We start from the raw sequence: 11,175 nt of genomic DNA, 5'->3' as shown, positions 1-11,175 counted from the left end.
ACCGGCGTGGTGATCTGGATCGTGCTCGGCGTCGTGCTGTTCGCGCTTGTCGTCCTGGCCCTGGCCATTCGTCCGGTGGTGGCACGACTGCCCCGGCTGCGCCGTTCGGCGCTGGCGTTGCAACGCCGGGCGGCCGAGGCCGAGGCGCTGCGCACCGCCGCCGAGGAGTTGCAGGCGCGGGCCGAGTCCCTGCAGGAACGGGTGGCCGTCGCGCAGGAGCGCCTCACGGTGATCAAGGCCAGGCGCGGCGACTGATCGGCCCACCAGCTCACCTGGCGCTCGCCGGCCGCGTGTTCCGAGGCGGTTCCGCGCCGAAATGCGCGGATCGGAACGGTTGACGGGACGCTGCGGGTTAGTCGAAACTTCACGGATCGGGACCGCGCCGGCGGACCCGGTGGGGGTGGCAAGCCGTCGCGAGGCACGTACGATGGGCGGCGACCACCCCGTCACCGACACAGAGCGACTGGAGCTTCCCATGGGTGCCCTCAGGCCGTGGCACATCGCCGTACTCGTGGTCGTGCTGATCCTCCTCTTCGGCGCGAAGCGGCTCCCCGACGCGGCACGCTCGCTGGGCCGTTCGCTGCGGATCATCAAGGCCGAGACGAAGAGCCTGCACGACGACGACGATCGTGACCTGGCTGAGAAGGCCGATGCGCAGACCGCCTACCAGCCGCTCCCGCCGCAGCAGCAGGTCGCGCAGCCCCAGCAGCAGCCGTACGTGCAGCAGCCGCAGCAGCAGTACGCGCAGCCGCAGCCCCAGCCTCAGCAGCAGCCGTACGCCCCGCCGGTCGACCCGGTGCAGCGCGTCCGCGAGAACTGATTCGAGAGGGCCTCAACCACCGTGGCCTTCGGGTTGAAAAAGCGCGGGCCGAGCACGTTCGAGCGCGCGGCCGACGGCTCGATGACGCTCATCGAGCACTTCCGTGAGTTGCGGAAACGGCTGTTCCGGGCCTCCCTGGCGGTCGTCGGTGGCCTGATCCTCGGCTTCTGGCTGGCCGACCCCGTCTTCCTGTTGCTCAAGCAGCCCTACTGCCGGCTGCCCGGCACCACGGACGCGCTGGGCAACTGTCAGGACCTGTTGGCGCTGGCCCCGACGACGGGTTTCGTGCTCAAGCTGAAACTGGCGCTCTGGCTCGGTCTGATCATCGGCGGGCCGGTCTGGCTCTACCAACTCTGGGCGTTCATCGCTCCGGGCCTGCACCGCAACGAGCGCAAGTGGGCCTACGTGTTCGTCGCGATCGCCGCGCCGCTGTTCGCGGCCGGCGCGGCGCTGGCGTACGTGGTGGTCGACAAGGGCCTCGGGTTCCTGATGGAGTCCGGGGTGGGCGGGCTGTCCAACCAGTTCGAGGTCAGCGCCTACATCGCGTTCATCACGAACATGATCCTGCTGTTCGGGGTGGCGTTCGAGTTCCCGCTGATCCTGCTCATGCTCAACTTCGCCGGGGTGGCCAGCGCCCGTCGACTGCTGAGCTGGTGGCGTGCGGTGATCTTCGTGTCGTTCGCCTTCGCCGCGATCGCCACGCCCGACCCCGGGCCCTTCGGCATGACGTTGCTGGCGCTGTCGCTGTCGCTGCTCTACTTCGTCGCGGTCGGGGTGGCGTTCCTCAACGACAAACGCAAGGGTCGTGGCCGGGAGGTCTACGCGGGCATCGCCGACGACGAGGTGTCACCACTGGACCTGTCGAACGAACCGGTGCCCACGGGGGGCCGGATCGAGGCGTCCGCGCCGATCGGCGTGCCCGAGCCCGTCGCCGCCCCGGCGCCGATCGAACGCCGCTACGACGACATGACCTGATCGGCCGGACGCCGCCCCGCGAGAAGGGGTGGCGTCCGCCCGTCCCGGTGCGCCCTCGGGCCTTGCCGCAACTCCCGGCCCGCTTAGACTCTGCTGACCCGTCGAGCCCCCCGGGCGGTGTGCCGGGGCGGGTCGGCGCCCCGTCCCCCGGTCAGCGCGCTGACCTCCGCTGCGGAGAGCCCGATGAAGAGCCGTACCCCCGCCGTCCTGACCCTCCTCTGCGCCGTCGCCGCGCTCACCGCCTGCGGTGACGACAAGCCCGCGCCGAAGGGCGAGCAGGTCCCGGTGACCGCCACCGACACCAGCTGCGAGGTCACCACCACGCTGTTCACCCCCGGCACCGTCACGTTCACGGTGACCAACCGCGGGCAGCAGGCCACCGGCGTCTACGTCTACGCGCGCGAGGGTGACGCCTTCACCAAGGTGGTCGCCGAGGTGGCGGACGTGCCGCCGGGGCGCACCGGGGACCTGCGCGCCTCGCTGCAGACCGGGTCGTACGAGATCGCGTGCAAGCCGGGACGGCAGGGCGACGGCATGCGAACCCGGATCACCGTGTCCGACGACGGCAGCCTGGCCAGCGCCGCGGCCGAGACGGCGTACGATAGGTCGGTGGCGATCGAACTGACCGGTGACGCGATCAACGGGGCGGACGCGCTGATCGCCGAGCCGGGCGAGAAGCTGGCGTTCAAGGTGACGAACAAGACCGCCGGGGCCCGGACGCTGTACGTGCTCAACCCCGACGGCAAGCGGGTGGCCGAGATGAAGGCGGAGGCGAACGGCACCGCCGAGACGGTGGTGACGCTCGGCGCGGCCGGCGACTGGACGTTGAAGGTCAAGGGCGACGGGGTGCCCTCGATCAGCAAGCGGCTGGTGGTGCGCTGAGGCGGCGCGACTCCGCCGGAGCAGGTACTGATCCGGGTGCATCCACCGGGGACGGTCCGGGCGAAGCATGGGTCGTGACGACAAGTCACGGACCTGGTCGCTTCGACGAAAGGCTCCTCGATGAACATCGCTCGTCTCGCCGCCCGACTGGCCGTGGGTGCCACGGCTGCGGCGGTGGCCACCACCGCCGTCGCCGTGCCCGCCCAGGCCGGCGGCAAGCAGCCGGGCACGCGGTCGCTGGCCGCCGTGCTCACCGCCGACAAGAGCGGATTCGACCGCAACCCCGCCGACTTCGACGTGCTCACCAAGGCGGTGCTGACGGTGTTGCAGGCGAAGCCGAACTCGCCGGTGAAGGTGCTCACCGACGGCACCGTCGCGTTGACCGCGTTCGTGCCGAGCGACTACGCGTTCCGTGAGCTGGTCCGCGACATCACCAACGCCCGGAAGCTGCCAGGTGAGAAGGCCACCTTCGACGCGGTTGCCGGCCTCGGCGTGGACACCGTGGAGAGCGTGCTGCTCTACCACGTGGTGCCGGGCGCGACGATCGACCGGAAGGCGGCGCAGAAGGCCGACGGGGCGGAGCTGCCGACCGCTCTCGGTGCGACCGTCGAGGTCGACGTGCAGCACTGGTGGTTCGGCCGCCAGGTGCGTCTGGTCGACGCCGACACCAACGACCGCGACGCGCGGGTGGTCTGGTACGACATCAACAGGGGCAACAAGCAGATCGCCCACGCGGTGGACCGGGTGCTGCGCCCGATCGACCTGCCCTGACGGCCTTCGCGCCCGGACGGCGCCCGGCATCTCCTGCCGGGCGCCGTCCGCGTGCGTCGGGCGGGGTGGTCGCGGCCTCTGGTGAGCGGCGCGACGCGTGTCGTACGGTGCTCGCCGTGACCGCGCCCGAGCAGGCTCCGCCCGGCCCTGTCGCCGTGCTCGCGAATCCGACCGCCGGTCGGGGCCGGCACCGGGGTCTGCTGCCCCGGATACTGGAGCGACTCGGCGCGGCCGGCCGTCCGGTCGAGGTGCTGCGCGCGCGTTCCGCGCAGGAGGCGGAGGCGGCCTGCCACGCGGCGGTCGCGGGCGGCGTGGGGGCGCTCGTCACGGTAGGCGGGGACGGCACCGTGCACCGCGCCGTGCAGGCGGTGGCCGGCACCGGCGTGCCGTTCGGCCCGGTCCCGGCGGGCACCGGCAACGACTTCGCCGTGGACACCGGCTTCCCGGCCGACCCGATGGCCGCCGTCGACGTGATCGCCGCGGCACTGGCCGCCGGCCGTACCCGTGCGGTGGATCTGGCCCGACTGTCCCACGCCGGCGTCGAGGACCGCTGGTACGCGGCGGTGCTGGCCGCCGGGTTCGACGCGATCGTCAACGAGCGGGCCAACCGGATGCGCCGCCCGCGCGGGCCCCGCCGGTACGACCTGGCCATCCTGGCCGAGCTGGCCCGGCTGCGCCCGCGTCGCTACCGGCTGACGCTCGACGGCGAGCCGCACGAGGTGGACGCGGTGCTGGTGGCGGTCGGCAACACGGCCAGCTACGGCGGTGGCATGCGGGTCTGCCCGGATGCCGACCCGGCCGACGGGTTGCTGGACGTCGTGGTGGGGGGCCGTTTCGACAGGCGCACCCTCATCCGGGTCAAGCCGCGGATCTACCGGGGCACCCACGTCACGCATCCCCTGGTCCGGACGTACCGGGCCCGGACGGTGGAGGTCGCCGCCGAGGGCATCACCACCTACGCCGACGGGGAGCGGGCGCTGGACCTGCCGGTGACGGTCACCGCCGTGGCGGCGGCGTTGCGGCTGCTGCGCTGACCGCCGCGGACTCCGCGACCGGCGGCGGCGGGGACGCGGACCGCACCGCCGGTGGGGTGGCGGCCCGGACCGCGCCGGCGCTCGCGACGACCACAAGCGCGATGGCGAGCACCTCGACCGGGTGCAGGGCCTGGTCCAGCACCAGCCAGCCGGCCAGCGTCGCGACCGCCGGACCGAGGCTCATCAGCACCGCGAACGTCGCGGTGGGCAGCCGTCGCAGCGCCACCAGCTCCAGCGTGTACGGCAGCACCGAGGCGAGCAGCGCCAGCACGGTGCCGAGCCCCAGCAGCACCGGATCGGCCAACCGGCCGCCCGCGTCGACCAACCCGATCGGCAGCGTGACGAGCGCGGCCACGGCCAGGGCCAGTGCCAGCCCGTCGGCCCGGGGGAAACGCGCGCCGACCCGCGCCGAGCAGACGATGTACCCGGCCCACATCGCGCCGGCCGCCAGCGCCAGCGCGGCGCCCACCGGATCCAGCCGGTCGAATCCGCCCCGGCCGAGCAGAACCACTCCGGCCAGCGCGAACCCGGCCCAGCACCAGGCCGCGACCCGTCGCGCCCCGAGCACGGACAGCGCGAGCGGGCCGAGGACCTCAAGCGTGACCGCCGGGCCGAGCGGAATCCGCTCGATCGCCTGATAGAAGATCGAGTTCATGCCGGCCAGGGCCAGCCCGAACGCGACCACGGCACCCCAGTCATGGCGGCCGTACCCGCGCAGCCGGGGCCGGCAGACCGCGAGCATCAGCAACGCGCCGATGCCAGCCGCAGCGTCACCGCCCCGGCCACGCCGGTGCGGGGGAACAGCAGCGCGGCCACCGCGGAGCCGAACTGCACCGACAGCGCGCCGCCGAGCACCAGGGCGACCCCGGTCTGACGGCCGGACGGGCGCGGCAGGACACGACGGGTCATGGCCGTGACGTTAGCCGGTGCGACGTGGCGGGGCCGCGCCGTTCAGCCGGCTTGGGCCAGGTCGAGCACCGCGCCCAGACCGTTGGGGCGACCCGGGTCGGCGCAGGGCAGCACGAGCACCCCGCAGCCGGCGGCGACCGCGCCCGCGTCGGCCGGGGTGTCGCCGACCATGAGGGTGCGCTCCGGGTCGACACCGAGCATCCCGCAGGCGCGCAGGAAGATGCCCGGGTCCGGCTTGCAGCGGCCCACCTCGTACGACAGCGCGTACGCGTCGATCAGTTCGTCGAGGCCCCAGGCGGTGAACAGCGGACGCACGTCGAAGCCGATGTTGCTGACCACCGCCACCTTCACCCCGGCGCTGCGCAGCGTGCCCAGCACGGGGGCGGTGTCCGGGTAGGGCACCCAGCCCTGCGGTACCAGGACCCGCTCGTAGAGCGCGTCGGCGAACCCGTCGATGCCGGTGTCCACGGTCTCGGCGAGCCCGGTGTACGCGCCGCGGTGGGCGTGCGCGTAGAGGTCGCGGTCGGCCCACAGCTCGGCCAGCCGGGGCGGGACCCGGGCGGGCAGCGGGCCGCCGGCGCGTCCGGCGGTGAGCAGCCGGTCGGCCAGCGCGGTGGCCCGGATCCGGTCCAGGTCGACCCCGCAGGCGTCCGCCGCGGCGAGCACCCAGGCAAGCGGCTCCTCCACCTGTGCGAGGGTGCCGTGGAAGTCGAACAGGACCGCCTCGACGGGCCGGCGCGACGGGCCCGGTCGGACGGTGTCGTCGGCGTCGCTCGAGGCGGGGGGCAGTTCGGTACGGTCCGGCACGTCGTGCACCCTACCGACCCGCGCCGACGGCCCTGTCGGACGGCCTTGACCGGTACTCGTCGGTCGTACCGATTAATCTTGGGGCATGTCGAGCCCCGCCGAGCGGTACGCCGCGGCACGCCGCCGGGCCGCGCAGGCCTCCGCCTTCCCGGCCCTGGACGAATTCTCCCGCGACCTCGGGTTCGATCTCGACGACTTCCAGCGCGAGGCGTGCGAGGCACTGGAGCGGGGCAGTGGGGTGCTGGTCTGCGCGCCCACCGGCGCCGGGAAGACCGTGGTGGGCGAGTTCGCGGTGCACCTGGCGCTGCGCGGCCGGCCCGGTGCCCCGGCGGACGTCGACCCGCCGACCACCCGGCGCAAGTGCTTCTACACCACGCCGATCAAGGCGCTGTCCAACCAGAAGTACCACGATCTGGTCGCCCGCTACGGCGCCGAGCAGGTCGGGCTGCTCACCGGCGACAACGCGATCAACGGGGACGCGCCCGTGGTGGTGATGACCACCGAGGTGCTGCGCAACATGCTCTACGCCGGCTCAGCCACGCTGCGGGGCCTGGCCTACGTGGTGATGGACGAGGTCCACTACCTGGCCGACCGGTTCCGCGGCGGGGTCTGGGAAGAGGTGATCATCCACCTGCCGGAGTCGGTCACCCTGGTCTCGCTGTCGGCCACCGTCTCCAACGCCGAGGAGTTCGCCGACTGGCTGGTCACCGTGCGCGGGGAGACCGCCGTGGTGGTCTCCGAGCACCGGCCGGTGCCGCTGTGGCAGCACATGCTCGTCGGCAAGCGGATGTTCGACCTGTTCCACGACGCCGACGCGGCCCGCAAGCACGACGTCCACCCCGAGTTGCTGCGCAACACCCGCGACACGATGCGCCGGCTGGAGCTGGGCGAGGGACGCAGCGCCGGGCCGGGCGCCGGTCGGCGTGGCCCGCGGTGGCGGGGGCCGATGCGTCCGGACATCGTCGACCGGCTCGACCGGGAAGGGCTGCTGCCGGCCATCCTGTTCATCTTCAGCCGGGCCGGCTGCGACGCCGCCGTGCAGCAGTGCCTCGCCGCCGGGCTGCGGCTGACCTCGGCGGAGGAGCGCGCGGAGATCCGCCGGGTGGTGGAGTCCCGGGTCACCGCGATCCCCGGCGAGGACCTGTCGGTGCTGGGCTACTGGGAGTGGCTCGACGGCCTGGAGCGGGGACTGGCCGCCCACCACGCCGGGATGCTCCCGGCGTTCAAGGAGGTCGTCGAGGAGTTGTTCGTCCGCGGCCTGGTCAAGGCCGTGTTCGCCACCGAGACCCTGGCCCTGGGCATCAACATGCCGGCCCGCTGCGTGGTGCTGGAACGGCTGGTGAAGTTCAACGGCGAGGCCCACGTCGACCTGACCCCTGGCGAGTACACCCAGCTCACCGGTCGGGCCGGTCGCCGGGGCATCGACGTCGAGGGGCACGCGGTGGTGGTGTGGTCGCCGGAGACCGACCCGCGGCACGTCGCCGGGCTGGCCTCCACCCGCACCTATCCGTTGCGCTCCAGCTTCCGCCCGTCCTACAACATGGCGGTCAACCTGGTCGGCAGCGTCGGCGCGGCCCCGGCGCGCGAACTGCTGGAGTCCTCCTTCGCGCAGTTCCAGGCGGACCGGTCGGTGGTCGGCCTGGCCCGGCAGGTGCAGCGCAACACCGAGACGATCGAGGCGTACGGCGCGGAGGCCGCCTGCCACCACGGTGACTTCGACGAGTACTTCGCGCTGCGGGTGGCGATCGCCGACCGGGAACGGGCGATCGCCCGGCAGGGGCAGACCCAGCGCAAGGCCGCGGCGGTGGCCGCCCTGGAACGGCTGCGGGTCGGCGACGTGATCCGGGTGTCGTCCGGTCGGCGGGCCGGCCTGGCCGTGGTCCTGGACCCGGCCACCGGCGGGTTCGGCGAGCCCCGGCCGCTGGTGCTCACCCAGGACCGCTGGGCCGGGCGGGTCAACCCGGGTGACTTCACCACCCCGGCCGAGGTGCTCGCCCGCATCCGGGTGCCGAAGCACTTCAACCACCGTTCCCCCGCGGCCCGGCGGGACCTGGCCGCGGCGGTCACCGGGACCGGCCTGGACCGGCACGGCGGCCGACGGGGCGGGCGGTCCCGGCAGAGCGCGGGGGAGGACCACCGGCTCAGCCAGCTGCGCGTCGAGCTGCGCGCGCACCCCTGCCACGCCTGCCCGGACCGGGAGGACCACGCCCGGTGGGCGGAGCGGCGGCGCCGGATCGAACGCGACACCGAGGAACTGCGTGAGCGGGTGTCCGGGCGGACCGGGTCGCTGGCCCGCACCTTCGACCGGATCGTGGCGTTGCTGACCGCGCGCGGCTACCTGGCCGCGGACGGCGAGGTCACCGACGCCGGCCGGACGCTGGCCCGGATCTGGACCGAGGCCGACCTGCTGGTGGCCGAGTGCCTGCGCCGCCGGGTGTGGGACGGGCTCTCCCCGGCCGAGCTGGCCGCCGCCGTGTCGGTGGTGGTCTTCGAGGCTCGGCGGGACGCCGACGAACGGGCGTCACTGCCCCGCGGCGCGGTGGCGGACGCGGTGGACGAGACGTTGAAGCTGTGGGGGGACATCGAGGCGGACGAGGCGGCGCGCGGCCTGACGGTCACCCGGGAGCCGGATCTGGGCTTCGCCTGGCCGGTCTACCGGTGGGCGCGCGGCGAGGCGCTGGCGAAGGTGCTGTCCAGCGGCCATCAGATCGACGGGGAGATGCCGGCCGGTGACTTCGTCAGGTGGGCGCGGCAGGTGGTGGACCTGCTCGGTCAGCTCGCCGACTCCGGCGGCGCCTCGACCGAGTTGCGCGCCACGGCCCGGCAGGCGATCGCGGCCGTCAACCGGGGCGTGCTGGCCTACCATGCCGCCACCTGACAGCTCCCTTCAGTCACGACGAGGTGGGCCGTCGGCGTGTCGTCAGGTGCCGGGGGACCACGCGGTGAATATCCCGGGGGTCGGGTAAGCCGCTGATCAGGGCCTGCACGATCATTGCCCGGGGCGTCGGACCAGGCGTCGGCAGTCAAGGTGAGGGAAGGAACGCCGTGGGCGAGATCAATCACTTCGAGTACGGGTGGATCACGCCCGCGCTCAGTTACGCGTTGTCCGTGCTCGGCTCGGCGCTGGGCCTGGTCTGCGCCGGCCGGATCCGGACCGCCACCGGCGCCGGTCAACGCGCCTGGTGGGGCCTGCTCGCCGCCTGGGCGCTTGGTGGCACGGCGATCTGGGCGATGCACTTCATGGCGATGCTCGGCTTCGCCGTGGGCGGCACCCGCATCCGTTACGACGTGCCGCTGACCGCCGCCAGCACGGTGATCGCGGTGGCGGCGGTCGGTATCGGCCTGGCCGTCGTGGGTACCGGGCGGCTCACCGCGGTCCGACTGGTCGCCGGTGGTGTCTTCACCGGCGCCGGGGTCGCCGCCATGCACTACACCGGGATGGCCGCGATGCGTCTGGACGGCTCGTTCGGCTACGACCCGCTGCGGGTGACGCTGTCCGTGGTCATCGCGGTGGTGGCGGCCACGGCGGCGCTCTGGCTGGCCATGACCGTGCGCCGAGGGCTCGCCATCGCCGCCTCGGCGCTGGTCATGGGCATTGCCGTGAACGGCATGCACTTCACCGGCATGAGCGCGCTGTCGGTGCACCCGCACGAGAGTCGGGGGCCGGTGTCCGGCACCGAGGTGAGTGCCCTGCTGGTGCCGATCGTGCTGGCCGTGATCTTCGGCGTGGTCGGGTTGGTCTACGCGCTGCTCGCCGCGCCGTCCGACGACGACCGGGCCGGCGCCGCATACGTGGCCGCCCGGTACGGCGAGGCGCCGCAGTCCGACCCGGCCGAGCCGGCGCCGGACCCGGTGGGCCTGCGCGCCCACTCGACGTTGGCGCAGCCCGGCGTGCGGTTCCCCACGCGTCGCGGCACCGACCCCCAGCCGTGATCGGCTGACCACGACCGTCCGGTCAGCCGGGTGGCGTGGCCAGGGCGTCGACCAGGCGTCGGCACGAGCCGGCCAGGTTCCACCGCTGTGCCAGGTCCACCAGGCGGTCCGGGTCGGCGGGTGAGGCGGGCAGGGACGGGTCCACCGCCGGCAGCGGCACGTCGGTGGCGACCCGGACCACCGTGGGCGCCACGGCCAGGTAGCCGCGGGCAGCGTCGAGTTTGGCCCGCAGCCCGGGGGCGAAACCGGAGTCGGGATCGTCGAGGGCGGCCAGGATGCCGTCCAGCCCGCCGTAGCGGTCGATCAGCCGGGCGGCGGTCTTCTCACCCACCCCGGGCACGCCGGGCAGGCCGTCGCTCGGGTCGCCGCGCAGCGCCGCGAAGTCGGCGTACCGGTCGGCGGGCACGCCGTAGCGGCCGCGGACCGCCGTGTCGTCGCAGTCGTCCAGCTTGGCCACCCCCCGCCCGACGTAGAGCAGTCGCACCTCGCGGGCGTCGTCGACGAGCTGGAACAGGTCACGGTCGCCGGAGACCACCTCGACCGGGCCTGGCTGGGTGGTCGAGAGCGTGCCGAGCACGTCGTCGGCCTCGTAGCCGGTGGCTCCGACGGCGGGGATGCCGAGCGCGTCGAGGACCTCCAGGATCATCGGCACCTGCGGGGAGAGCGTGTCCGGCACCACCTCGCCGCCCTCGGGCGCGACCCGGTGCGCCTTGTACGACGGCAGCAGCTCGACCCGCCACGCCGGCCGCCAGTCGTAGTCCAGCGCGCAGATCATCCGATCGGGCTGGCGGGTGCGCACCAACTGGGCGAGCATGTCGAGGAACCCGCGTACCGCGTTGACCGGCTGGCCGTCGTCGGTCTTCGCGGCCGACTCCGGGATGCCGAAGTAGGCCCGGAAGTAGAGGCTGGGGGAGTCGATCAGCAGGATCGGAGGTCGCTGTGCCACGCCCGACAGCCTGGCACAGCCCTGCGACGACGTGGGGGAGGCGGCGGGGGGCCGGAAATCCGGGCGCGCGAGCCGGCGTTCCTGCGCAGACTGGCGGG

12 protein-coding genes are annotated in these 11,175 nt (G+C 73.6%); 8 read left to right on the top strand and 4 right to left on the bottom strand.

The features are described from left to right. Nucleotides 1–6: 6 nt before the first annotated feature. From ACLQ2X_RS25410 to ACLQ2X_RS25385, 6 genes are all read left to right on the top strand, one after another. The gene (locus ACLQ2X_RS25410; RefSeq protein ID WP_425683591.1) at nt 7–255 is read left to right on the top strand and encodes a hypothetical protein; all 249 of its coding nucleotides are present in this window, start codon (nt 7–9) and stop codon (nt 253–255) included. A 220-nt stretch (nt 256–475) separates the two neighbouring features. After that, a complete protein-coding gene (tatA, locus tag ACLQ2X_RS25405) occupies nt 476–820 on the top strand; it encodes a Sec-independent protein translocase subunit TatA (RefSeq protein ID WP_425683590.1) in 345 nt (114 codons plus the stop codon). A 21-nt stretch (nt 821–841) separates the two neighbouring features. Then, complete coding sequence (gene tatC / locus ACLQ2X_RS25400; protein WP_425683589.1) at nt 842–1,795, top strand: twin-arginine translocase subunit TatC; 954 nt, start codon at nt 842–844, stop codon at nt 1,793–1,795. Nucleotides 1,796–1,978: 183 nt separating this feature from the next. After that, a complete protein-coding gene (locus tag ACLQ2X_RS25395; RefSeq protein ID WP_425683588.1) occupies nt 1,979–2,677 on the top strand; it encodes a hypothetical protein in 699 nt (232 codons plus the stop codon). A gap of 120 nt (nt 2,678–2,797) precedes the next feature. Then, nucleotides 2,798–3,448 (top strand): fasciclin domain-containing protein, encoded by a 651-nt coding sequence (locus ACLQ2X_RS25390; RefSeq protein ID WP_425683587.1) that lies wholly within the window; start codon nt 2,798–2,800, stop codon nt 3,446–3,448. A 107-nt stretch (nt 3,449–3,555) separates the two neighbouring features. Further along, nucleotides 3,556–4,482, top strand: a complete 927-nt coding sequence (locus ACLQ2X_RS25385) for a diacylglycerol kinase (RefSeq protein ID WP_425683586.1) — start codon at nt 3,556–3,558, stop codon at nt 4,480–4,482. Here ACLQ2X_RS25385 and ACLQ2X_RS25380 read toward each other — a convergent pair. From ACLQ2X_RS25380 to ACLQ2X_RS25370, 3 genes are read right to left on the bottom strand one after another with little or no spacing between them, the layout of a single operon-like run. Beyond that, a complete protein-coding gene (locus ACLQ2X_RS25380) occupies nt 4,445–5,224 on the bottom strand; it encodes an EamA family transporter (protein ID WP_425683631.1) in 780 nt (259 codons plus the stop codon). The two genes, ACLQ2X_RS25385 and ACLQ2X_RS25380, sit on opposite strands and share 38 nt — an antisense overlap. Continuing rightward, nucleotides 5,224–5,391, bottom strand: a complete 168-nt coding sequence (locus ACLQ2X_RS25375; RefSeq protein ID WP_425683585.1) for a hypothetical protein — start codon at nt 5,389–5,391, stop codon at nt 5,224–5,226. Before ACLQ2X_RS25375 ends, ACLQ2X_RS25380 begins: the two co-directional genes overlap by 1 nt. 42 nt (nt 5,392–5,433) lie before the next feature. Continuing rightward, a complete protein-coding gene (locus ACLQ2X_RS25370; protein WP_425683584.1) occupies nt 5,434–6,198 on the bottom strand; it encodes an HAD family hydrolase in 765 nt (254 codons plus the stop codon). An 85-nt stretch (nt 6,199–6,283) separates the two neighbouring features. Here ACLQ2X_RS25370 and ACLQ2X_RS25365 point away from each other — a divergent pair, with 85 nt between their 5' ends. Together ACLQ2X_RS25365 and ACLQ2X_RS25360 are read left to right on the top strand one after the other, a co-directional pair. Further along, the gene (locus tag ACLQ2X_RS25365) at nt 6,284–9,076 is read left to right on the top strand and encodes a DEAD/DEAH box helicase (protein WP_425683583.1); all 2,793 of its coding nucleotides are present in this window, start codon (nt 6,284–6,286) and stop codon (nt 9,074–9,076) included. Between the two features lie 167 nt (nt 9,077–9,243). Then, on the top strand, nt 9,244–10,131 hold the full coding sequence (locus ACLQ2X_RS25360) for an MHYT domain-containing protein (protein WP_425683582.1): 888 nt from the start codon (nt 9,244–9,246) through the stop codon (nt 10,129–10,131). Nucleotides 10,132–10,153: 22 nt separating this feature from the next. Here the strand turns inward: ACLQ2X_RS25360 and ACLQ2X_RS25355 are convergent, their stop codons facing one another. Further along, nucleotides 10,154–11,077, bottom strand: coding sequence for a 5'-3' exonuclease (locus tag ACLQ2X_RS25355; protein ID WP_425683581.1), 924 nt, complete (start codon nt 11,075–11,077; stop codon nt 10,154–10,156). Between the last annotated feature and the right edge of the window lie 98 nt (nt 11,078–11,175).

It is taken from the genome of Micromonospora sp. DT31 (genome assembly GCF_049841795.1).
Lineage (GTDB): Bacteria > Actinomycetota > Actinomycetes > Mycobacteriales > Micromonosporaceae > Micromonospora.
This window is presented reverse-complemented; position numbering and strand designations above follow the sequence as displayed.